Below are 23,830 nucleotides of genomic sequence, written 5' to 3'. Positions count from 1 at the left end.
TCAGGGGCGCGGGGCGGTGACATTTGCGGCTCCGCCGTGATGGGGGTCCCCCGCTCGAGCGAAGCCGAGAGTGGGGGAGCGACCAGCCACGACGGACCCGCACGTACGTACCCACCGGACCTACCGCCCCCGTCACACCTCGACGAGCAACCCCTCCAACCCCCGAATCACAAAGTTCGGCTTCCGCTCGGGCTCGGCAGCGAGCCTGAGCGAAGGAGCCTGGTCCAGCAACGCCCCCATGGACGCGGCCAGTTCGATCCGGGCGAGCGGCGCCCCGATGCAGTAGTGGATCCCCGCGCTGAACGAGATGTGGGGATTCTCCGGCCGGGACAGGTCGAGCGACTCCGGCTCGGCGAACACCGCCGGATCATGGTTGGCGGAGCCGAACAGCAACGCCACCTCGCTCCCCCGGGGAATCACCGTCCCGTCCACCTCGATCTCGTCGAGCACCCACCGCTCGAACAGCTGCAACGGCGTGTCGTACCGCATCAGCTCCTCCACCGCCGTACCCACCAGCCCCCGGTCCGCCCGGAGCGCCGCCAGCTGACCGGGGTTCCGGAACAGCGCCCACCACCCGTTCACCGTGGCGTTCACCGTCGCCTCGTGGCCCGCGTTCAGCAGGAGCACGCACGTCGAGATCATCTCCTGCTCACTGAGCCGGTCCCCCTCGTCGTACGCCGCGATCAGACCCGAGACCAGGTCGTCCCCCGGCTCCTTGCGCCGGACCGCGATCAGCTCCCGCAGGAACTCGGTGAACTCGACCGACGCCCGCACCGCCTTCGCCGCCGTCTCCTCCGACGGGCTCAGCTCGTACATCCCGCAGATGTCCGCCGACCAGGGCCGCAGCTGCGCCCGCTCGGACTCCGGGATCCCCAGCATCTCCGCGATGACCGCCACCGGGAGGGGTTCGGCGACGACCGTCAGCAGGTCACCGCCGCCGGCCGCGACCAGCTCGCCCACCAGCTCGGACGCCAGCCCGTCCACGTACGGCCGCAGCCGCTCGACCGTCCGCGGGGTGAACGCCTTCGACACCAGCCGCCGGATCCGCGTGTGGTCCGGGGGCTCCAGGTCGAGCATCCCGTGGTCGTTCAGCACATGGAACGGCTCGTGCTCGGCCGGCGGTGCCGTACGCCCGAAGTCCTCGTGCGTGAACCGGTGCTGGTACGTCCGGCCCAGGCGCCGGTCCCTGAGCAGTGCCGACACGTCCGCGTGGTGCGGGACCAGCCACTGGTTGGTGGGCTCGTAGTAGTGGACCCGGCCCTGGGCACGGAGGTCCGCGTACGCGGGGTACGGGTTGGCCAGGAAGGCCTGGTCCCAGGGGTCGAAAGTCGGCGGGGTCTTGGTAGCTGCCATGTCCGGACGCTAGCCGGAGGTGTCCCTGTCTGACCAGGGGCGTCCCTCTTCGTGGGGTTGTCCACGGGCCGGTCGGACCGTGCGGGTCTGTCGCGGCTGAGCGCTCCCCCACTCTCGGCGGAGCCGCGAATGTCACCGCCCCGTGCCCCTAAAAGAAGGGCGCTTCCGTCAGCCCGGTGTCACCAGTCGTGCCTCGTAGGCGAACACCGCCGCCTGGGTGCGGTCCCGCAGGCCCAGCTTGACCAGGATGCGGCTCACGTGGGTCTTGATGGTGGACTCGGCCACTACGAGGCGGGTGGCTATCTCGGCGTTGGACAGGCCCTGGGCTATGAGGACCAGGACCTCGGTCTCGCGCTCGGTGAGGTCTCCGTAGGCCGCCTGGGCGGTGGGCGACAGGCGGGGCTCCTCGGCCAGCTTCGAGAACTCCGTGATCAGCCGCTTCGTCACCGAGGGCGCCAGCAGGGCCTCGCCGGCCGCGACCACGCGCACCCCGTCGGCGAGCTGCCGGGCGGAGGCGTCCTTCAGGAGGAAGCCGGACGCTCCGGCGCGCAGCGCCTGGTACACGTACTCGTCGAGGTCGAACGTCGTCAGGACGAGCACCTTCGACGCGCTGTTCGCCGCCACGATCTCGCGGGTCGCCTCTATGCCGTTCATCTCGGGCATCCGGATGTCCATCAGGACGACGTCCGGCGCCAGCTCCCGGACCCGGTCCACGGCCTCGCGGCCGTTGACCGCCTCGCCGACCACCTCCAGATCGTCCGCGGACTCGATGAGGGCGTGGAAACCCGCCCGGATGAGGGCCTGGTCGTCGGCCAGCACTATTCGAGTGGTCACTGGGCCGCTCCTGACTGGTCCGCCGCGGGCAGAAAGGCATGCACGGTGAAATTGTCGCCGACGGTCGGTCCGGCATGCAGGGTGCCGCCGAGAGACGCGGCGCGTTCGTGCATGCCGATCAGTCCGTGCCCGGTCCCACGGCGCAGGACGTCGCCCTGCGCGGTGCGGGGGTTGGTGACCTCGATGGTCAGGCCGTCACCCGTGTACGCGACGTGCAGCTCCACGGCGGCGCCCGTGGCGTGTTTGTGAGCATTGGTCAGGGATTCCTGGATGATGCGGTACGCGGCCAGGTCGGCCGCCGCCGGCAGCATGCGCGCCTGTCCCTCCTGGCGGTTCCGTACCCGTAGCCCTGCCGCGGCCATGGCTTCGAGCAGGACCGGCACGTGGGACAGCCCGGGCGCGGGTCCGGTGGACGACTCGTCGGGGTCGCTCTCCTGCCGCAGTACGGAGAGGACCGTGCCGAGCTCCTCGACGGCCGTGCCGGCGGCGTCCCGAACGTGGCCCAGCGCGGCGGCGGCCTGTTCGGGTTTGCTCTGCATCAGATGCTTTGCCACACCGGCCTGCACACTGATCAGGGCGAGATTGTGGGCCACGACATCGTGCAACTCCCGTGCGATGCGCAGTCGTTCCTCCATCACCCGCCGGTGCGCCTCCTCCTCACGGGACTCCTCGGCCCGGCGTGCACGTTCCTCCACGGCCACCATGTACGCCCGCCGGGTCCGGATCGCGTCGCCCACCGCGACGGCCATGCCGACACCGGCGAGGAGGCCGACATCGCCGCGCTCCCACCACGCGGCGCCCGGCCACTCCCGGCCCGGCCACAGCAGACTCGCGCCGTAGAGCAGGACCGCCGCCGAGCCGCCGAACAGCCATGCCGTCCGGCGCGGATACGCGGTCGCCACGGTGTACCCGGCGATCGCAGCGGCCACAGTCTGCGCCGCCCGCGCCTCGCCCACCACGATGGTGACGGCCGCAGCCACCACTGTGAGGGCCAGCACCACGCGCGGCCAACGCCGTCGCACCGCGATGAGCCCGACCATGGCGACCGCCGCCACACCGTCCCATATCTGCAGATCGCGACCCGGGTGCCGACTCTCGGCCTTGCCGTCCCAGACGGAAAGCAGATAGACCAGCGCGAGAAGCACGCCGATGATCATGTCCACGAGCTGCGGATGCCGTGCGGCGAGAGCCACGATGCGCTGGTGAGCCATACCCGGATCCGCCATGACCAGGACGGTACGGGATCGGCGGCGCCGATCGCGTCGTGCGGCGGCGGTAGCTGACCAGGCGCGATACCACGGCCGTGGTACGGAGCGCCGACAGCTCCTGCCGCAGCCGCGGAACCCCGCGTTGTCCATGACTGGAGGACGCGGAGCATGACCGCGCCGCGGGATCGTCGAGTCGTGATCGAGGTCGATGAACCCACCCATCAGGAGCGTCCCGTGAACCGATCAATGGCAACCACCCACTCCGATGTGCGCGCCCGCGTCGGCAGCATCTCGCTCTGGATCCTCCAGATCGCTCTCGGAGGACTCTTCGCCTTCAACTTCGGGCTCGGCAAGGTGCTGGGCAGCGAGCAGAGCGTGGAGCTCTTCGCGGACATCGGCGTCGGTCAATGGCTGCGCCATGTGACCGGCATCCTGGAAATCGCCGGCGGTATCGGCCTGCTCATCCCACGCCTGTCCGGCGTCGCAGCACTCGGGCTCTTCGGCGTCATGGGCGGTGCCCTCATCACCGAGGCGTTCATCGTTGACGGCAGCCTGCTCGCCCCGCTCATCTGGCTGATCTGCGCCGCGATCATCGCGTGGTTCCGCCGTGACCACACACTCTCGCTGATCCGGCAGCTCCGGGCGCTTCGCTCACCAACCGGAAGCTGAGCTCCTGGCATTGGTAGCCCGACGAACGCGGCCGATCCGTACCGGGCAGGGCATAACGCCCTACTGTCGTCCACATGACGGAGCCAGCGGCAGAAGCGCACCCACACGAGAGCGACCCGGGCGTATCACGCCTGATCGTTCTGTCCGACGGCATCTACGCCATCGCGATGACACTGCTCGTCATCAGCGTGGCGATCCCCGCGCACCTGGACGACGCCGCGTTCCACACGGCTCTGAGGGATGCGCTTCCCAACCTCGGCGCCTTCGCCCTCAGCTTCACCCTCATCGCCGGGTTCTGGCTCGACCACCGCCGCATCCTCACCGCACTGCCCACCGAGACGGCCATAGTCACCCGCCTGACCCTCCTCGGCCTCGGCCTGGTCGCCCTGATGCCCTTCCCCACCACACTCCTGGCCGAGTACGCCTCACAGCCCGAGACCGTCGCCCTCTACGCGGGCGCCATGGCCACGATCCACGCCGTGCACGCGACCCTGCTGCTGCTCACCCAACACCAAGTGCACCCCTCGCCCGCGTCGTCCGCAGCCGTGGCCCGCCGCCGCTTCACCGCCCAACTCGGCTCCAGCGTTCTGATCTTCGGTCTCTCCATTCCCCTGGCCTTCGCGAACACGGAAGCAGCCATGTGGTTCTGGCTCGCGCTCATCCCCGCCCACTACTTCCTCGGCCACCACGCCCGCCGAGTCCCGCCATGGCGGGGGCCGACAGCCTGACTTGCTCGGTGTCGGCCCCGGCCTCCCCGACGCCTAGTGCAAGGCGTGTGGCGTCAGGGTCGGGTCGGTCGATTAGCCGACGACTCGGCCCAGTTCGATCCGGTCGACGTTGGGAGCCCAGGCGCTCGCGTTCCCGAACGTGACCTTGTTGGAGCCCTTCTTCAGGTCGACGGGGACGCCCACCGTCCAGTAGTCGTCCCAGCTCCAGGTGTTCTTGAAGGTGACCTTCTTGGGGGCTCCAGTCCCCACCGTGATGTCTGCCGTACGGGACATGATGTCGGTGTTGTAGGAGTGGCCGTTGTCGCGCCGGTCGTTGTGCGCGTAGTCGATGACGAGCATGTAGCGGCCGGACTTGGGCGCGTCCACCGTGAACTCGGCGGTGCTGGAGGCGCTGTTGCCGAGCCAGCCGATGTAGGAGCCGGCGGAGGCGTGGGCGGAGTCGACGAGCTTGGCGCCGCCCGCGAGGGTGGCCGAGGCGCCCTCGTAGGAGAGGGTGCCTGACGTCGAGCCGGCCCCCGAGACGTCGAGGGAGCGGACCGAGGCGCCCTTGGCGGTCATCACGATGCGGTTGTTGCCCGCCACGAGGTACAGCCGCAGGGCCCGGCCAGGTGCCGCCGTCACCTTCTCACCGTGCAGCTCCAACTTCACCGCCTCGGAGGCGCGTGACACCACCGTGTAGTAGCCGTCGCGCGGTGCGTAGGCGTCGAAGACCGCCTTGTCACCGGAGCGCAGGACCAGGGCGCCCGTGCCGACCCCGGCCGACGAGGAGTAGTCGTAGGACGGCTTCCCGCTGATGTCGGCCAGCGTGGCCTCGTACGACGCGGAAGGCGCGGCGGCGGTACGGGCGGTCAGGTCGATGCGGTCGAGGGTGACCTCGGCGTCGCCCTTGGCCAGCGTCAGCACATGTTGGCCGGCCGACAGCTCGACGCTGACGTCCTTCTTGGCGCGGTAGGTCCAGTTCTCGGTGGAGGGATAGGACACCGTGACCGGGTCCTGGCCGTCGATCGAGAGCTTCTGCGTGGCGGGTGCCCCGGACTGGTTGCCGTAGAGGATCGCCAGGTCGTAGGTCCCGGCCGCAGGCACGTCCACCCTGAACTCGACTTTGCTGGAAGCGGTGTTGAGCGAGCCGACGTCCTTCGTTCCGGAGGCCGCGTAGCCGTTGGCGTTACTGACCGTGCCCTGGGTGTAGACCTTGCCGTCGGTGATGGCCGCGTCCTCGGCCTCGTACGAAGCGGACCAGGGGACGGAGGCGGTGGACGGGGTGCCCGAGCCGCCGGGGGTGAGGGCGATCCGGTAGGCGGACATCTTGTGCATGCCGCGCAGCGGGACCGTCACCGAACCGTCGGCCGCCACCTTGACCTTCGTACGGGTGAGGACACGCGGCGCCGCGTGCTGACCCTCGTAGCCGGACCAGGCGGACTCGGCGACGGTCGCGGTCACCGTGCGGCCGAAGACGGACCGGGAGACGTTCTGGACGACGACGTCGGAGTCACCGGCCGAGCCGCCGAGCAGGACCTGCGCCTGGCGCCGCTTCTTGTCGTACGAGGCCAGACCCTGAAGGGTGTCGATGGTGTTGGCCTGCGGCGGGGTCACCTTGACGGTGTTGCCGGTCAGCCCGGCGTACCAACGGAAGAACCACCAGCCGCCGTTGGGGATGTTGGAACGCACCACGTTGCCGTCGAGGTTGCCGGCCGCGTCCCAGTAGGCCTGGTTGGCGTACACCTTGTTCCGCTCGAACATCGAGACCCACTGCGCGAGTTGTCCCGGCACGGACAGGTCGCGGCGGTTGGCGTACTCGTCGATGTTGATTTTCAGCGGCGCGATGCCGAGGTTCTTCTCGATCGCGCGGTAACTGTCGTAGTTCCCCTGGAAGTTGCGCAGCGAGCTGGAGTCCAGCTCGTGCCAGGTCATGATCTGGGGAAGGACGTTCTCCCGCTTGGCGAAGGCGAGGAAGTCGGTCAACAGGCGCGTGTGATAGCCGGATTCGTTCGGGCCGGCGATCCTCGCGTCGGGGTCGATCGCGCGGATCCGCTGGTACACCGTCTTCCAGTCCTTGAAGAACCGGTCGCGGTTGATCTCGTACTGCGCCTGGTTGGAGGTGCCGAGGTTGTACCAGATCTGGTCGGGCTCGTTGAAGGGGATGTAGACGAAACGGTCGCTGTTCGGGTCGGCCGACACCTCAGTCACGATCTTGTCGACCTTGGGGAGGTAGTCGTCGATACCGAGGTCCTCGTACGGCCACTTGGAGTAGATGTCCTGCATCATCACCAGGATCTCGCCGCCGCCGTTGCGGAAGAACGACTTGGAGACGGTGAGCGCGTCGCCGTTGGGGTGCTGGGCGCCGCCCTCGGGCTTCTGCGAGACGCTGGTGATCTTCAAGGGTGCCAGCGCGGCGTCGCTGGGCACGCCGTCGTCGCTGAGCCCGTACAGGGTGCCGTTGGCGCCGTGCATCACCGGGCCTTCGGAGGCGGCGAGGTCCACGCTGACGCGCTGCGGGTCGGCTGCGGCGGTCGCGGTCCCCGCCGCGGGGAGGGTGCCTGCCATGGCGGTGACTCCAAGTACGGCTGTGACAAGGGCGGTTCTGGTACGGGACCCGGTGCGGGATCTCGGACGGGTGGGGGTGCTCACGCTGTTGGACCTCCAGTCATTTGACGGCTCCACTGGTGATTCCGGACACGATCTTTCGCTGGGCCACCAGGAAGATGGCGACCATGGGCAGGCTCATCACCACGACGTACGCGAAGACGAGGTGCCAGTTGTTGAGGTAGAGCTGGGCGCTGGCGACCTTGTAGAGGTTGAGCGGCAGGGTCGCCTTCTCTCCGCCGCCGAGGACGAAGAAGGCGTAGAAGATGTCGCTCCAGGCGTAGAGCATCACCATGATCGTCGCGGTGGCGATGACCGGCCTGAGCAGCGGCAGGATGATCTGCCGGAAGATCCGCAGCGGCGTCGCGCCGTCCATCCGCGCGGCCTCCTCCAGCTCCACCGGGATGGCCCGGATGAAGCCGGTCATGAAGAAGATCGACGTGGAGAGGTACATCCCGGTGTAGACGGCGATCATTCCGGGCCGGGTGCCTGCGAGGCCCAGCTGCCGCAGCTCCATGACGATGGTGATGACGGCGGGCGGCAGCAGCAGTCCGCTGATGCAGAGGGCGTACGCCGCCGAGACCAGCTTCGACTTGCGGCGGGCGAAGACCCAGGCGGCGCCCGCCCCGAGGATCAGTACGAGGGCGACCGAAGGCACCACGACCAGCAGGGAGTTGAGGAAGCCTCGCAGCATCTCGCCCTGGCTGACGGCGTCCTCGTAGTTGCTGCCAGGCCGCCACTGCTGCGGCAGGTCCAGGTTGGGCGTGATCGCTTCGGCCTGCGGCTTGGCGGAGGTGACGGCGACCAGCCACAGCGGTACGCCCACGGCCAGCCCGGCGATCAGCAGGACGAGCGCCGGACGGCCGTAACGCCAGGCGGGGTGCACGCCGGACGCGCGACGCACAGCGGCTGTGGGAAGCGCGGCGGATGACGTATTCGCGGTGGTGCTCACAGCAGTTGCTCCCTTCGGCGCAGTCCGATGACGAGGGGGATCGCGACGGCGACCACGACCAGGAAGAGCACGAGGCTCATCGCGGAGGCCTGGGCGTACAGGCCCTGTCCGAAGATGCGGAACATGTAGATGTTGAAGACCTCGGTGGAGGCCGCGGGCCCGCCGCCCGTCGTGGCCTGCACGATGTCGAAGGTGTTCATCGAACCGATCAGCGCCGTGGTGACGTTGAAGGTGAGGGCGGGCGCCAGCATCGGCCAGCGCACCGACCAGAAGGTCCGCCACGGCCCGGCGCCGTCGCACTTCGCAGCCTCCAGCATCTCGCCGGGGATGCCCTTGAGGCCGGCCAGATAGATGAGCATGGACAGGCCCATCCACTTCCAGCCGTGGATGACGGTGACCAGGACCAGTGTCCAGGTCGTAGAGCCGAGCCAGGGGATGTTGGTGCCGAGGAGTCCGTTGACGGCGCCGTCCTGGTTCAGCAGGGCCTGGAAGACGTAGCCGGTGGCGAGCGCGGAGATGAGTACCGGCAGGAAGAAGACGGCTCGGAAGAACCGGTTGAACCGGGAGTCCGCCTCCAGCAGCAGCGCCAGCACCAGCCCGAAGCCGTTCTGGAAGACCGCCGCAAGCAGGGCGTACACCAGGGTCGTACGGATCGCCCGCAGCAATGAGCCGTCGTCGGCGATGGTCTTGAAGTTGTCGAGGCCGGTGAAGGCGATGTCCGGGTGGTACGAGGACCAATTGGTGAACGGGTAGTAGAAGTTGAGCAGGTTCGGCACCAGGAAGAAGGCCGCGAAGACGGCGATCGCGGGGAGCGCGAACCACCAGGGGTGGTGGACGGCGGCGCGGGGCAGCCGTCCCACCCTTCTTGCCCGGCCCTTGGCGGGCGCCGGTTTCTGCGTGCGCGTGCGTATGGCCGTGTCCGCCATCGGAAATCCCTGCCCGTCGGGTCGGTCGGTCTAGAAGCCGGTCGCGCCCTGGGCCTTGGCCACCTGCGCGAACTGGTCCTGGATCGCCTGCGCGACCTGCTGCGGGCTCTTCTTCCCGTAGAGCATGTCGGCGAGGTACAGGTGGGTGTCCGGCGCGACGATCGCCTTGGCCTGGAAGACACCGATGGCCGTGGGCAGCGCGGCGACCTGGTCCTTCGATGCCTGGGGAAGGCCGTCGGGGGTCGGCACGGACGGCTGCACGGAGGGGATCTTCATCGCCTTGATGTAGTCGGGGTAGTCCGGCCCGAGCCAGAAGGCCATGAACTGGCGGGCGGCGTTCTGCCGCTTCTCGTCACCGGTCTTGAAGGCGACCACGCCGTTGGTCTGGTCGGGGGAGTACATCCCGGTCGCGGAGGAGTTGGCGATCGGGAACCAGCCGATCTTCTTGTCGATCTCGGCCGTGGAGTACTTGGCCTGCAACTGGCTCTGGAACGAGGTGACGTTGAGGACCATGCCGGACTCGCCCTTCCAGAGGGAGTCGGCCTGCCCGGTGAAGGTGCCGGTCTTGTAGTTCTTCTGGGCGAGCCCGGCGTCGAGCAGCTTCTCCTTGTACTTCTTGATGGCGTTGACGACGACCGGGTCGGTCCACTTCTCCTTGTTCTGGTTGAGGTCGGCCCACCACTGCTTGTCGAGGTCGGTGAGCTGGACCTGCGTCTGCCACTGCAGCGGCCACTTGTCGCCGCCCGCCTCGTAGAAGCCGGCCGCGTCGGTCTTGTCCGTGATCGTGCTGCCGAGTGCCAGCAACTCGTCGTACGACTTGGGGAAGTTCTTCTCGGTGAGCCCGGCCTTCTTGAAGACGTCCTTGTTGTAGTAGACGCCGAGCATGGAGGGGCTGGTGACGATCGCCGCGTACCGCTTGCCGTCGATCATGCCGAGCGACTTCTCGGTGTCACCGAGCCTGGACTCCCACTCCTCCCCGTCGAGAGCGAGGAGGTTCTGCTTCGGCTGGACGAAGGGCAGCGTGGAGATGGACGGCTGCCAGAACATCAGATCCGGCTTGTCGCCGGAGGCGAGCTTGGTCGGCACGTTCTGCTCGTACGGGTCGGGGATGGCCTGTGCCTCGACCTTGGCGCCGGTGGCCTTCTCGAAGGCGTCGATGACCTGCTTCGGTGCGTTGACGGTGTTCTGCGCGGTCCACATGGTCAGCTTCACGCCGTCCAGGCGCGCGGTCGGGTCGACCTTCGTCTGCTTGCCGCCCGAGTCGGAGGAGGAACCGGAGTCGCCGGCGGTGGGGTCGCTGCACGCGGTGGCGGACAGAGCGGCGGCGCATATGAAAGCCAGCGCGGGCAGGGCTCTTCTCTTCATGGTGTGCCTTTCGCGAACGGGCTCAGGTCGGCGGATCGGAAAGCGGTCCAACTGAGGAGGTGCGAGCGGGCGGTTCGGGTGGAGCGAAGCAAGGGGAGCGGGAGAGGGTTCACTCGCGTCCGGGCGGTGGCCCCGAGCTCTCCCGCACGACCAGTTCCGGTACGGAGACGGGGTGCGGGGCGATCGGCGCGGACTCCTCCAGCACGCCGTGCAGCAGGGCGAACGCGGACCGCCCGAGCCCGGTGAAGTCCAGCCGTACGGTCGTCAGCGACGGGGTCAGATAGGCGGAGTGCGGGGCGTCGTCGAACCCGGCCACGCTGACGTCGCCGGGGATCGCCCGGCCCGTCTCGTGTAGGGCGCGGATGACTCCGAGCGCGAGGTCGTCGTTGCCGCACAGAATCGCGGTGACGTCCGGGTTCCCCGCGAGTTTCAGGCCCGCCGCGTGGCCGCCCGCCGGGCCCCAACTCCCTTGCAGCGGGCGGGGTTGCGGCGCTCCGGCCTCCTTGAGCGCCTGCTGCCAGCCGCTGGTACGGGCGCTGGTGCGCCGGGTGCTGGACGGGATGGCGACGTAGTGCACGGTCTTGTGGCCGAGGGAGAGCAGATGACGGGTCGCCTTGTAGGCGGCCTCGCGGTCGTCTGCCCACACCCAGGGGCGGTCGTCGCGGGGCGGGCTCGCGGGGGTCTCCACCACGCCGACGACCGGCAGATCGGCGGGCACCGCGCCGAGGGCTCGTACACCGGCCGGGTCGTATGCGATCACGATCAGACCGCCGCCGGCGTCCGCCGACCGCTGGACTTGGGCGGCAACGGCTGCCTCGTCGGCCTCATCGGCCGACTCGAGAACGCCGATCCCCACGGTGTAGGAGGCCGCCCGGGCCGCCTCCTCGATGCCCTGGAGGACCGAGGCGTAGCCGTAGTGCGTGGTGTTGGAGGTGAGCACGGTCACGGCGCGGCTGCGTCCGCTGGCGAGGGCGAGCGCCGTGGAGTTGCGCCTGAACCCCAGTTCGTCGATGGCGGCGAGCACCCGCTCCCGGGTGGACGGCTTGACGCTGGGATGGTCGTTGATCACCCGGGAGACGGTCTGGTACGAGACCCCGGCCGCGGTCGCGACATCCCTGATACTCACCGAGCGCCTTGTGTGACCGGTCACATTCATGCCAGGATTGTGACCGGTCACATGAGGCTCGTCAAGAGACCGTAATCATGAATTCACGCGGCAGACTCAGACCGCCGTCAGTGGCGGTCAGCGGGAGGGGAAGACGTTGACCGTTACGTCGGACGCGGCGGGCACGGCCCCCAACGACACTCGCCAGAAGGTCACTTGGGGCCACCGGGCGCTGGAGACGGAGTTCGCCGCCGGCGCCGACGGGGTCCTGCGGTTGGTCCGGCTGGCACGCCCCGGCGACCCGGTGTCCGAGTGCGGCTCGGACGCCCCCCTCCACCTTGTGGAGCTCACTGCCCTTGGTCACGGAAGCGGTTGGTCGGGCCCGCGCTTCACCGGCACGGCCCTCGGTTCGCGCCTGCGGTACCGAGGCCACACCGCCCGGGAACGCGACGGCTGGACGTACTTGACCGTCGAACTCCACGACCCCGGGACCGGGTTGACCGCGTTCGTCGAGTTGTCCTCGCCCGTCGGACTGCCCGTGCTCCGCTCCCGCGTCCGCCTCCGCAACGACGGAGAGGAACCCCTTGTCGTCCAGTCGGTCAGCAGTCTGCTGCTGGGCGCGCTTCCTTCACCGGACGCCCTAGATGTCCACCGCGCCCGCAACAACTGGCTGGCGGAGTGCCGTTGGAACGTCGAGTCGCTGCGGGACACCGTGACCGACATCCATGTCGACGTCCATCAGCACGACAGCCGGGCAGCATTGACCCTGACGGGACGCGGCAGTTGGCCCACCGACGGGCACCTGCCGATGGGCGCCCTCACCGAACGCGGGGGCGGCCGGGCCTGGTTGTGGCAGATCGAATCCCCGGCGGGCTGGCGCTGGGACCTGGGCGAGCGCGACCACGGTACGTATCTCGCGCTGAACGGACCCATGGACGCGGAGCACCAGTGGCGGGTCCGACTGGCCCCGGGCTCCGAATTCACCACCGTGCCCGGTGTCCTGGCCCTCGGTTCCGGCCTGGACGACGCCTTCGGCGCCCTGACCTCGTACCGCCGTGCCGTACGCCGCCCGCACCCGGACCACACCACGCTCCCGGTCGTCTTCAACGACTACATGAACACGCTGATGGGTGACCCGACGACGGAGAAGCTGCTGCCGCTGATCGACGCGGCAGCCGAAGCCGGGTCGGAGTACTTCTGCATCGACTCCGGCTGGTACGACGACGGCACGGAGGGCTGGTGGGACAGCGTCGGCGAGTGGCTGCCGTCGCCGCGCCGCTTCCCCGACGCCGGAATCCAGGTGGTCCTCGACCGGATCCGGGAGCGCGGCATGGTGCCCGGGCTGTGGCTGGAGCCGGAGGTCGTGGGCGTGCGCAGCTCCGTCGCGAAATCGCTGCCGCCCGACGCCTTCTTCCAGCGCGACGGTCGGCGCATCACCGAGCAGGGCCGCCACCAGCTAGACCTGCGACACCCCGCCGCCCGTGCGCACCTGGACAAGACGGTGGACCGGCTCGTCGGCGACTGGGGGGTGGGCTACCTCAAACTGGACTACAACATCGTGGTCGACCCGGGGACCTGCGCCCCCGGGGACATCGCGCCGGGTGCCGGGCTGCTCGGCCACGCCGAGGCGTACCTGGACTGGCTGTCGGAGGTGCTGGACCGGCACCCGGGCCTGGTGATCGAGAACTGCGCCTCGGGCGGGATGCGGATGGACGGGGCGACGCTGGCCGTCACCCAGCTCCAGTCCACCAGCGACCAGCAGGACCCGCTGCGCTTCCCGCCGATCGCCGCCGCCGCGCCGACAGCGGTCCCGCCCGAGCAGGGCGCCGTCTGGGCCTACCCGCAGCCCGAGTTCGACGACGACCTGATCACCTTCACCCTGGGTGGGGCGCTGCTCGGGCGGATCCACCTGTCGGGCCACCTGAACCGGATGCCGGAGCGCCAACTCGGGCTAGTACGGGACGCGGTGGCCGTGTACAAGTCGATCCGCGGGGACCTCGCGGAGGCCGTGCCGTTCTGGCCGCTCGGCCTTCCGGGCTGGACGGACGAATGGCTGGCCCTGGGCATGCGGGTGCCCGGTGACAGCACGTCGTACCTCTCGGTCTGGCGCCGCGGCGGGGACACCGAACTCCGTCTGTCGGTCGGGCACTTGGCGGGTCGGCAGGTTCGTACGGAGGTCCTGCACCCGTCCTCTCCGACAGCCGGCACGGCGGTGTGGGACGGAGACGGACTGCGGGTGTCGCTGCCGCGCACGCCCGCAGTCCTGCTGATCCGTCTCACGTCGGGCGCATAGAAAACGGGCCGTCCAGGTGCCGACCGGACTCCGGTCGGCACCTGGACGTTCCGAGGAGGCTCGGTCTGCTACTTCTCCGTCAGCTGGGTGACGGCGACTTGGTCGATCACCGGTGCGTACGGGGATCGCTGGTCGTACTGGTTGTAGGTGTCGCCGTCGAAGTCGGGGAGTTCCTGCGCCGTGAAGGTCAGCCGGTTCGTGCCCTTCTTCAACGTGACCGGGACGGTCAGGTCCCGGAAGCTGTTGAAGTGGAAGGTGGTCGGGAACAACACCCGGTGGGCCGGCCCGCCGTTGACCGAGAGGTCGGCGTGACGGGCGATCGGGTCGGGGTTGTAGTGGGTGGCGGGTGCCTGTTCGGCGTTGGAGTAGCGGATGGTCACCGCGTGCTGTCCGGACCGCTTGGCGACGACGTCGAGGGTGAGAGCATTGCCCTTTCCGTTGCCGACGTCCGTGACGGCCTTCCCGCCCGTGGCGAAGGTGTACGCCTCGGTGGCCTTGGCGGCGCCGGTCAGTGTGCCGGCCTCCGCCTGGTACACCTTCGTCGCCAGGTTGCCGCTGGACGGCGCGACCCGCAGCCGGTCGATGACCAGTTCGCGTGAGTCACCGGTGACGGTGATCTTGTTGATGCCTGCGGACAGGAACATCCGCATGACGTCCGTGCCACGCTTGCCCGCCCCCACCTTGGGGATGTCGAGCTTCTCGCCGTTGAGGGACACCTTCGCCCGGCCCCCGCCGAGGTGGTCGAGGGACACGGCCGCCTCGCCGTCGGTGGGGGAGTGGACCCAGAAGGTGGCGGAAGCGCCCTTGGGCAGTGGTACCGCGCCCGGCCCCGAGGCATTGCGGTAGTTGTAGCCGGGCCGGGTTCCGGAGACGGTGGCGTACTCGGCCTCGTAGATCGCCGGCCGGGTCACGTTCTCGTCGCGCAGCGCCAGGTCCATCTTGTCGATGATCGCGTCGCCCTTGGTGACGCCGAGGTCGGAGTCCTGGGCGGCGAGCGTGATCTTGTGCTTGCCGGCGGTGAGCTTCACCGTCGTGTCGGTGTGGCCCCACACCACCCACTTGTAGCCGAGCGGCAGCCGCAGTTCCTGTGGATCCTTGCCGTCGACACGGAGGAAGACGTTGGTGGGGCCCTGCTCCTTCACCAGGTCGAACAGGTTGTAGGAGTTGGCGAAGACGCTCAGGTCGTACGTTCCGTTCTGCGGCACGTCCACGTCGAAGGAGAGCACCCCGTCGGAACCGGTGCGCAGGCCACCGACGTTGTAGTTGCCGGACGTCGCGAACTTGCCGACATCGGAGGGCGTGCCCTCAGGGCCGTTCTTCGAGTAGCCCCTGCCGGTGTAGGTGGCGTTCTCCGCCTCGTACGTCTTGCGCCAGCTGACCGACGGCTCGGCAGGCTCCCCGCTGTTCCCGCCGGGGGAGAGGATGACCTGGTACGCCGACATCTCGTTCATGGCGGTCATCGGCAGAGTCACCGTGCCGTCCATGCCGACGGTGACCTCTTGGTCCGCCAGCCGCAGCGGCTGCGCCGAGTCGCCGACCTGCCCGGTCCACGGGATCTCCTGCACGGTGGCGTGCACCGTCTTCCCGAACAGCTTCGGGTCGATGTTCTGGAAGACGATGTCCGCGTCGCCGCTCTTGCCGCCGAAGATGGCCCGGGACTGCTTCTTCTCCTCGTCGAGGGTGGCCACGCCTTGCAGCGTGTACTGCTGGTTCGGATGCGGAGCGGTCACCTTCAACGTGTGCCCGGACATCTGGCCGTAGGCGTTGAACAGCCACCACTGGCCGTTGCCTTTGTTGGCGTCGACGGCCGAGTCGTTGAGGTTGCCGTCGATGTTCCAGTACGCCAGGTCGGCATCGATCTTCGACTCCTCGATGGCGGAGACCCACTGGACGACCTGGCCGGGTACGGAGAGGTGGTAGTTGTGCCCGTACTCGTTGACGTTGATGGGCAGCGGGCCGATGCCGACCTCCTTCTCCCACTGCCGGTACTTGGCCACGCTCGTGCGGACCGCGGCGGGGCTGGACAACTCGTGCCAGGTCATCACGTCCGGGACGACGTTGTTGGCCTTGGCGTACTGCAGGAAGCCCTTGACCTGGTCGAACAGGAGGGAGGTGTTGGGGCCCGCGATCCGCGCGTTCGGGTCCAGGCCCTTGATGAGGTGGTAGGTCTCCTTCCAGGCCGCGAAGAAGTCCTTCGGGTCGTTGAGCCAGGAGGTCTTGTTGTAGCTCCAGTTGCCGGTGCCGAACATGTTCCCTTCGGGTTCGTTGAAGGGGACGTAGACGACGTGGTCCTTGTAGTCGCCCATGGTCAGGACCTGCCGGACCTGCTTCTTGATCTTTCCCTGGAAGTCGGCGAGCTTCGCGGGGCCGTCCGCGCCCGGCCACTCGTAGGGGAAGCCCCGGTAGATGTCGGTCATGTAGATGTAGACGTCCTTGCCGCCGGAGTCCACGAACGGCGGCAGGATCTCCAGAGCGTCGGCGCCGGGATGTTGCGGGCCGTCCTGCGCCTTGGTGGACACCGTGCGCAGGTGCATGCCCTCGATGAGGTTGCGGCTCGGCGCTCCGTCACCGTAGATCCCGTACAGCGAGCCGCTGGCACCGCCGTGGAAGGCACCGGTGTCGGTGGCGAGATCGATGACGAGCCGTTCCGGTTCCGCCGCCTGGGCCGTGCCGGCGGACGGTACGGCGAGCATGGTGGTGAGGACGGCCGCCACCGCGGCGGCGCCCATCGTTCTCTTTCCTGGTCGCACTGGGTCTCCGTGGGTTCCGTGGCTTCTCGGACACTGGGTCCGACGCGTTTCGTACGTGGAGGGCCGGGCCGCGCAGCGGTCCGGACCCGTTCCGTCGTCGGGGAGCGGCTCACAAGGTCGAACCGGTTCGATTCCGCGCTGCGAGACAGGGGTCGTTCCAGTCGCGTGGGTGCTCAGGTCGTGGTGCCGTTGCGGCGGGCGTGCCGAATCAGCGACGCACCCGGCCGGAGGATGCACAGGGGGGACAGGGTCCGGCGACGCCCCAAGGCATGGGTGACGCCTCGATTGCGGTCATGGATCCTCGAACTTCATCGAACCGGTTCGGGGAAGCTAGCACCGAGGAAACCGGCCAGCAATAGCCCCGACATGTATCTCTTCTGTCTCTCTCGGGGCCGCGCACGGGCGGCCACCCTGACGAGTCAAGGATTTCCCTGACCGTCGGATCCGACCCCTGGCCTGCTGATGAGCGGCTGTGCAGCCGGTCAGGCCAAGAGCCATGCCTTCGCGCGCCCAGGTTTCCGGGCCGTTGCGAGAAATTCGGTGCGAGGCGTTGACACTCGTCCGGGTTACTCCTAGCTTCACTTCACGCGAACCGGTTCGACGGCTGGTACCCGTCCGATCTCATCGACTGCAATCATCGAACCGGTTCGTCCGATCTCGGCAAGAGTCCAGCAAGGAGTCCCGTGAACATCGGTGAGATCGCCAAGCGGGCCGGTGTCTCGCGGAGCACCGTGTCCTACGCACTGAGCGGGAAGCGCCCCGTGTCCGAGGACACCCGCCAGAAGATCCAGCGGGTCATCGACGAACTGGGCTACCAGCCCAACGCGAGTGCGCGTGCCCTGGCCAACGGCCGGACCAACACCATCGGTCTGGTCTTCCCGCCGGCCGGGAACCACTACACCGGCATGCAGCTGGACTTCATCGGCAGCGTCACCGAGGCTGCCGCGGCCTACGACTACGACGTGCTGCTCTCTCCCAGCGGTGCGGACAGCGACCGCTCGTTCCAGCGGCTGCTGGGCGAACGCCGGGTCGACGGCGCGATCCTGATGGAGATCCGGCTGGCGGACGACCGGCTCGACCACCTCGCCGCGGTGGATTTTCCCTCCGTCGCCATCGGCCGCACCGCCCACCCGGAGGGCAGCTGGTGGGTGGGCCTGGACCACACGGCACTCGCGGCGGCCTGTGTGCACCACCTCGCGGACCTGGGCCACCGCAGGATCGCCTTCGTCAACCGGCCCGACCAACTCCTGCGGGCCGGGTACGAGTCCGCCCACCGGGGGCTCGACGGGTTCACCAAGGCCGCTGCGGAGCGCGGGCTGACAGTACGGACGTACTGCTGCGGGGACGACGCCGCCGCGGGCCTGGCTTGTCTGGAGCGGATCCTGCACGATGATCCCGCCACGACGGCCCTGGTCACGCTGAACGAGGCAGCGCTCGGCGGCCTCTACCGAGGGCTGGCCCAGGCCGGCCGCCATGTACCGCGGGACTTCTCCGTCACCGGGGTCGTGGCCAGCAGGTGGGCGGAGACGGTGACCCCGCAGCTCACCGCGGCGGACGTTCCCGCGGAACAGATGGGCCGCCTCGCCGTCGAACTGCTCGTCGAGCGGCTCGACCACCCCGACACGCCGGCCCGGCATCACCTGCTCACGCCGCCGATCTCGTTGCGGGCGAGCACCGCGCCGGCCGGCACCACGCCCACCGACCCGGCTCCGGACCTCGGCGCCGCTAACGGCTGATCGCCGCACCACCGGTACCCCTTCCCGTCTCCGATCCCTTTACCGGAGGCCCGTAAAGCTCACCGCTCGATCTCGGCGAGCCCAGCAGCTCTCGATGACCCTTCCCAGGGCACGCACGTGTGCCGATGCCAGGGCACACCTGTGCCAAAAACCATGAGGAACACGCCATGAACAGATCTGCCGGACGGCGTCTCACCGTCGCAGCCCTGACCGTCATCGCCGTCACCGCCGGCGCCACCGCGTGCTCCTCGGGCGAAGGCGGTGGCTCCTCGAAGGCCGCGGACAGCGGCACGTACACCATCTGGGACCCGTACCCGCAGTTCGACAAGGGCTCGGCGTGGGCGAAGCTGCTCGACGACTGCGGCACCAAGGCCGGCGTGAAGGTCAAGCGGACGGCCTTCGACACCAGTGACCTGACCAACAAGGCACTGCTGGCGGCACAGCAGGACAATTCCGCGGACGTCCTCATCGTCGACAACCCGGTCGTGTCGACCCTCGCCGAGGCAGGGGTGCTCACGACGACCGAGGACAACAAGCTGGACACCTCGGCCGTGGACCCCAACCTGCTCGCCGCGGGCCAGGCCGGCGGGAAGACGTACGGCACACCGATCGGCGCGAACACCCTGGCCCTCTACTACAACAAGGCCGTGCTGAAGAAGGCCGGAGTGGACATCGCCTCCGTCAAGGACTGGAAGACGCTGACCGCGGCCCTGGAGAAGGTCGACAAGGCGGGGGAGAAGGGCATCACCTTCTCCGCGATCGGGACCGAGGAGGGCAGCTTCCAGTTCCTGCCGTGGCTGTGGGGCTCGGGCGCGCAACTGACCGAGCTGGACTCGACCGAGGCCGTGTCGGCGCTCTCGCTGTGGAACGACTGGCTGAAGAAGGGCTACGCCCCCAACTCGGTCATCAACAACACTCAGACCACCAGCTGGCAGGAGTTCGCGAGCGGCGACTACGCGTTCGCCGAGAACGGCACCTGGCAGCTCGCCAACGCCGAGAAGGCCGGCTTCGACTACGGGGTGATCCCGATCCCGGGCGCCGAGGGCGGCAACGCCGCTGCCCCGACGGGCGGCGAGTTCGTCACCATCCCGGTGCAGGGCGCGACCGACCGCTACACCACCTCGCAGAAGCTCGTGTCCTGCCTGGCCAGCGGCCAGAACCTCCTGGACACCGACACCACGCTGTCCTATGTCGCACCCACCGGCGAGGTCCAGGACAAGCAGGTGGCGGCCGACGCCAAGCTGAAGCCCTGGGTCGACGCGGTCAAGGCGGCCAAAGGACGCACCAGCGACGACCTCGGCACCAAGTACCCGAAGATCTCGGAGCAGCTGTGGAAGGCCGTCCAGTCAGCACTGAGCGGGTCCAAGTCGCCCAAGGACGCGCTGACGGCCGCTCAGTCCGCCGTCAAGTGACCGGAACACGGGCCCGCCGATGAAGCACACCACACAGCTGCCGGACCGCCGGCCCCTGCGCGACCGGACCGGGGCGGCGACCGCCGCCGCCCCGTCCCCGGCACGCACCACGGCCCGGCGCCGACCCAGCTCTCAGCAATGGGCAGCCTGGGGATTCCTCGCCCCGGTCACCCTCTACCTCGCCCTCTTCTACGCCTATCCGCTCTACCGCAACATCGATCTGAGCCTGCGCAACTACACCGTCCGCTCCTTCGTCCAGGGCGACGCACCGTTCACCGGTCTGCGGAACTACCTGACCGTCTTCGACGACCCGACCTTCGCCCCCGCACTGCTGCACACCGTGGTGTTCACGGTCGTGTCACTGGTCTTCCAGTACGCCATCGGCCTGGCACTCGCGGTCTTCTTCACCCAGCACTTCCGGCTGTCCGCGACCCTGCGCGCGCTGTTCCTGGTGCCCTGGCTGCTGCCGCTGATCGTGTCGGCCTCCACCTGGTCGTGGATGCTCAACAGCGACTCCGGCATCGTCAACGCCGCCCTGCACGCCGTCGGAATCGGCCCGGTGAACTGGCTGACCTCACCGGACTGGTCACTGACCTCGGTGATCCTCGCGAACATCTGGATCGGCGTCCCGTTCAACCTGGTGGTCCTCCACAGCGGCCTGCAGTCCATCCCGGCCGGCCTGTACGAGGCGGCGGCCCTGGACGGCGCGAACGCCTGGCAGCGGTTCTGGCGCATCACCTTCCCGTTGCTGCGCCCGGTCTCCGCCATCACCCTGCTGCTGGGCCTGGTCTACACACTCAAGGTCTTCGACATCATCTGGATCATGACCAAGGGCGGCCCGGCGGACTCGTCCACCACCTTCGCCACCTGGTCCTACCAACTCGGCTTCGGCAACCTGCTTCCCGCCTTCGGTCCAGGTGCCGCCGTGGGGAACCTGCTCGTCGTCGCCGCTCTGGTATTCGGCCTGGTCTACATGCGCGTCCAGCGAAAGCAGGGACTGTCATGACAGGGGTTGTCGTGACCCGACACAACCGACACAGCCGTACGTGGTGGAAGACAGCCATCGGCCTCGTACTGACCGCGATCATGCTCTTCCCGGTCTACTGGATGCTGAACGTGTCCTTCACCCGCGACCAGGACATGCGCAAGAGCCCGCCCGGCCTGTTCCCGACCGACGCCACTCTGGAGGGCTACCGGGCAGTCGTCGACCAGCAGTTGCCCTACCTCGGCACCAGCCTCGTCATCGGTCTGGGCACCGTCGTGCTGACCGTGGCACTGGCAGCCCCCGCCGGGTACGCACTGGCCAAACTCCGCCCGCGCGGCGGCGGCCTGCTCAGCTTCGTCCTCCTGGCCGCCCAGATGATCCCCGGAATCATCATGGCGATGGGCTTCTACGCCATCTACCTCAGCCTCGGCCTTCTCCAGTCCGTGCCCGGCCTGATCGTCGCCGACTCCACGCTGGCCGTCCCCTTCGCCGTACTCATCTTCACCGCGTTCATGTCCGGCATTCCAGGTGAACTGCTCCAGGCCGCGAAGACGGACGGGGCCGGAGCCGTGCGGACCTTCTGGTCCATCGTCATGCCGATGAGCCGCAACGCCGTCGTCACGGTGTCACTGTTCGCGTTCCTCTGGTCCTGGTCCGATTTCATCTTCGCCAGCACCCTCGCGAGCGGCGGCGCACACCAGCCGATCACCCTCGGCATCTACCAGTACATCGGCAACAACAACCAGGAGTGGAACGCCATCATGGCCACCGCCGTAGTGGCCTCACTGCCGGCCGCGGTCATCCTCGTCCTCGCCCAGCGTTACGTCGCCGCCGGCGTGACCGCCGGAGCCGTCAAGGACTGACACCGGGTGACACCAGGTGACCGTTCCGCCCCTCACACAGTCCCCGGACCGGTGCGCGACCGCCGTCACCCCGTCCCGGCAGCCGCTGTCCACCTCTGCTCGAGAAACGAGTACCGCTCTCATGACCGCCGCCCCGTCCGGCCCGGCCTTCTCCGTCCACGACATACCGTTCAGCGCGCACGGATCCTGGTTCGGTATCTCTCCCGTGCTCGCGGAGAAGGTACGCGCCGAGAACCTCCACCTCGTCTCGCACCAGAACGGCATGCACGCCGTCCTGTGTTTCGTCCCCCTGGAGGCGGTGACGGGTGAGCGGGCGGAGACCGCCGTCGAGGCGACACCGAGCCGGCTCAGCTGGACGGGCTCGGACGGGCGCGTCGACCTCACCTACGAAACGCCGGACACCGTCCGCCTGCGCGGCGAAGGACTGAGCCTGCGCGTCACCGCGGCGGCGAAGAACCTGACCCCTTTCAGCGGGACCTACTTCTACCGCGACCCGGTGGACGGCACGCATGCGTTCACTTCGTACGAGACCGGGCGCCGCTACCGGATCACCGTACTGTCCGGCACGGTTGCCGACGTGTCCGGCGCTCAGGCACTGGGCACCGGTGACCGCGGCCTCACGGTCACCGGCGACGCCGACGGACCGTGGGAGATCGCGGTCGAGGAACTCGACAGTGCGCGACGGCCCTACAAGTCGTCGTCGACGTTCGGCGAGGTCACGGAGGCCGCACAGCGCTCGTTCGCCGAGTTCGCCGACACGGTCGCCCCGTGGCGCTCGTCCGGTACCCCGGCCGCCGAACTGGCCGCCTACGTGGTGTGGTCCGCGACCGTGCGGCCGGCGGGCCTGGTCACCCGGCCCGCCGTGCTCATGTCCAAGCACTGGATGGACAAGGTCTGGAGCTGGGACCACTGCTTCAACGCCCTTGCCCTGGCCCCCGGTTCGCCCGGTCTCGCCTGGGACCAGTTCTCGCTGCCCTTCGACCACCAGGACGACAGCGGCGCCCTGCCCGACTCCGTCACTCACTCCGAGGTCCTCTACAACTTCGTCAAACCTCCCATCCACGGCTGGACCCTGGGCCACCTGCGCCGACGGCTTCCTGAACCTCTCGGCCGGACCGAACTGGCCCACACGTACGACAGGCTGGCGCGCTGGACGGACTTCTGGCTCACCGCACGGCGCGCACCCGGTGCCGCTCTGCCCCACTACCAGCACGGCAACGACAGCGGCTGGGACAACGCCACCACCTTCGACCCCGAGCGCCTGATCGTCACCGCCGATCTGGCCGCCTTCCTCATCCTCCAACTGCGTGAACTGGCCGATCTGGCCGCCGAACTGGACCGACCGGACGACGCCCGCCGTTGGACGCGTAAGGCTGACGCGACACAGGCCGCGATGTTCGACCAGCTCTGGACCGGCGAGCGGTTCATCGCCCGCGGAGCCCACAGCGACGACACCTGGACCAGCTCCAGCCTGCTCGACCTGATGCCCATCGTGCTGGGCGAGCACCTGCCCGAAAGCGTCAGCAGCGTGCTGGCCACCCGTATCGAGGCCCACCTGACTCCGTACGGTCTGGCCACCGAACTGCCCGCCTCACCCCACTACCGTTCCGACGGTTACTGGCGCGGCCCGATCTGGGCCCCCGTGACGGTACTCATCGAGGACGGACTGCGCCGCGCCGGACACCAGGGCCTGGCGGACGAGATCAGCACCCGATTCCGCGCCCTGTGCGAGACCTACGGCTTCGCGGAGAACTTCGACGCCCTGACCGGCACGGGCCTGCGCGACCGCGCCTACACCTGGACCGCCAGCAGCTACCTCCTCCTCGCCGAGGCCCACGAACTCCGCCGCGCCGAGACCGCCGGGGCAGTCGGCGGCTGAAGACGCTGTGGGCGATGGCTTTCGTACGGCAGGAAGTGCGACGGCGGGATCGAACGGAACACGTATCCGCAGCGTCTTAGATGCATGAACGTACCGCGCCAAGCCGTTGTCGTGCTCCTGAGTGCCGGGCTGTTGCTCTCCGGCTGCTCGTCCTCGTCCGGTAACCCGGAGGACGAGCAGCCGGAGAGC

Annotated in this window: 17 protein-coding genes; 8 read left to right on the top strand and 9 right to left on the bottom strand. The window is 68.6% G+C overall.

Annotated elements, in window-relative coordinates; translation table 11 throughout:
• Nucleotides 1-132: 132 nt before the first annotated feature.
• The 3 genes from AOK17_RS18645 to AOK17_RS18635 form a co-directional block, all read right to left on the bottom strand.
• Complete coding sequence (locus tag AOK17_RS18645; RefSeq protein WP_055613631.1) at nt 133-1,353, bottom strand: cytochrome P450; 1,221 nt, start codon at nt 1,351-1,353, stop codon at nt 133-135.
• 168 nt (nt 1,354-1,521) lie between these two features.
• Nucleotides 1,522-2,187, bottom strand: a complete 666-nt coding sequence (locus tag AOK17_RS18640) for a response regulator (RefSeq protein ID WP_055613630.1) — start codon at nt 2,185-2,187, stop codon at nt 1,522-1,524.
• On the bottom strand, nt 2,184-3,413 hold the full coding sequence (locus AOK17_RS18635; RefSeq protein WP_055613629.1) for a sensor histidine kinase: 1,230 nt from the start codon (nt 3,411-3,413) through the stop codon (nt 2,184-2,186). Before AOK17_RS18635 ends, AOK17_RS18640 begins: the two co-directional genes overlap by 4 nt.
• 150 nt (nt 3,414-3,563) lie before the next feature.
• On the opposite strand from AOK17_RS18635, the gene AOK17_RS18630 reads away from it, so the two are divergent.
• Nucleotides 3,564-4,064 (top strand): DoxX family protein, encoded by a 501-nt coding sequence (locus AOK17_RS18630; RefSeq protein ID WP_206190785.1) that lies wholly within the window; start codon nt 3,564-3,566, stop codon nt 4,062-4,064.
• 74 nt (nt 4,065-4,138) lie between these two features.
• A complete protein-coding gene (locus tag AOK17_RS18625) occupies nt 4,139-4,792 on the top strand; it encodes a TMEM175 family protein (protein WP_055613627.1) in 654 nt (217 codons plus the stop codon).
• 72 nt (nt 4,793-4,864) lie between these two features.
• Here AOK17_RS18625 and AOK17_RS18620 read toward each other — a convergent pair whose 3' ends face one another.
• The 5 genes from AOK17_RS18620 to AOK17_RS18600 all read right to left on the bottom strand — a co-directional run bounded on the left by AOK17_RS18620 (nt 4,865) and on the right by AOK17_RS18600 (nt 11,795).
• Nucleotides 4,865-7,336: a CBM35 domain-containing protein gene (locus AOK17_RS18620; protein ID WP_055613626.1), complete on the bottom strand. Its 2,472-nt coding sequence runs from the start codon at nt 7,334-7,336 to the stop codon at nt 4,865-4,867.
• Between the two features lie 100 nt (nt 7,337-7,436).
• A complete protein-coding gene (locus tag AOK17_RS18615) occupies nt 7,437-8,261 on the bottom strand; it encodes a carbohydrate ABC transporter permease (protein ID WP_079053116.1) in 825 nt (274 codons plus the stop codon).
• Nucleotides 8,262-8,323: 62 nt separating this feature from the next.
• Nucleotides 8,324-9,253, bottom strand: a complete 930-nt coding sequence (locus AOK17_RS18610) for a carbohydrate ABC transporter permease (RefSeq protein WP_055613624.1) — start codon at nt 9,251-9,253, stop codon at nt 8,324-8,326.
• Between the two features lie 30 nt (nt 9,254-9,283).
• Complete coding sequence (locus AOK17_RS18605) at nt 9,284-10,618, bottom strand: ABC transporter substrate-binding protein (protein WP_055613623.1); 1,335 nt, start codon at nt 10,616-10,618, stop codon at nt 9,284-9,286.
• 109 nt (nt 10,619-10,727) lie between these two features.
• Nucleotides 10,728-11,795, bottom strand: a complete 1,068-nt coding sequence (locus AOK17_RS18600) for a LacI family DNA-binding transcriptional regulator (protein ID WP_107102436.1) — start codon at nt 11,793-11,795, stop codon at nt 10,728-10,730.
• Between the two features lie 85 nt (nt 11,796-11,880).
• On the opposite strand from AOK17_RS18600, the gene AOK17_RS18595 reads away from it, so the two are divergent.
• Nucleotides 11,881-14,016, top strand: a complete 2,136-nt coding sequence (locus AOK17_RS18595; protein WP_055613621.1) for a glycoside hydrolase family 36 protein — start codon at nt 11,881-11,883, stop codon at nt 14,014-14,016.
• Between the two features lie 68 nt (nt 14,017-14,084).
• Here AOK17_RS18595 and AOK17_RS18590 read toward each other — a convergent pair whose 3' ends face one another.
• Nucleotides 14,085-16,745 carry a carbohydrate-binding protein gene (locus AOK17_RS18590; protein ID WP_245697220.1) on the bottom strand — a complete coding sequence of 887 codons (2,661 nt, stop codon included), beginning with the start codon at nt 16,743-16,745 and terminating at the stop codon, nt 14,085-14,087.
• 704 nt (nt 16,746-17,449) lie between these two features.
• Between AOK17_RS18590 and AOK17_RS18585 the strand changes: the two genes are divergently transcribed.
• From AOK17_RS18585 to AOK17_RS18565, 5 genes are all read left to right on the top strand, one after another.
• Nucleotides 17,450-18,502, top strand: a complete 1,053-nt coding sequence (locus tag AOK17_RS18585) for a LacI family DNA-binding transcriptional regulator (protein WP_055613620.1) — start codon at nt 17,450-17,452, stop codon at nt 18,500-18,502.
• Between the two features lie 167 nt (nt 18,503-18,669).
• Nucleotides 18,670-19,914: a sugar ABC transporter substrate-binding protein gene (locus AOK17_RS18580; protein WP_055613619.1), complete on the top strand. Its 1,245-nt coding sequence runs from the start codon at nt 18,670-18,672 to the stop codon at nt 19,912-19,914.
• Between the two features lie 19 nt (nt 19,915-19,933).
• Nucleotides 19,934-20,920 (top strand): carbohydrate ABC transporter permease, encoded by a 987-nt coding sequence (locus AOK17_RS18575; protein WP_055613618.1) that lies wholly within the window; start codon nt 19,934-19,936, stop codon nt 20,918-20,920.
• An 80-nt stretch (nt 20,921-21,000) separates the two neighbouring features.
• On the top strand, nt 21,001-21,762 hold the full coding sequence (locus AOK17_RS18570) for a carbohydrate ABC transporter permease (RefSeq protein WP_373466922.1): 762 nt from the start codon (nt 21,001-21,003) through the stop codon (nt 21,760-21,762).
• A 121-nt stretch (nt 21,763-21,883) separates the two neighbouring features.
• Nucleotides 21,884-23,641 (top strand): amylo-alpha-1,6-glucosidase, encoded by a 1,758-nt coding sequence (locus AOK17_RS18565; protein WP_055613616.1) that lies wholly within the window; start codon nt 21,884-21,886, stop codon nt 23,639-23,641.
• Nucleotides 23,642-23,830 lie beyond the last annotated feature (189 nt).

The sequence above is a fragment of the Streptomyces phaeochromogenes genome, assembly GCF_001418655.1.
GTDB classification, from domain to species: Bacteria; Actinomycetota; Actinomycetes; order Streptomycetales; family Streptomycetaceae; genus Streptomyces; species Streptomyces phaeochromogenes.
The sequence above is the reverse complement of the archived record's forward strand: the minus strand, read 5'-3'. Positions and strand labels throughout refer to the sequence as shown.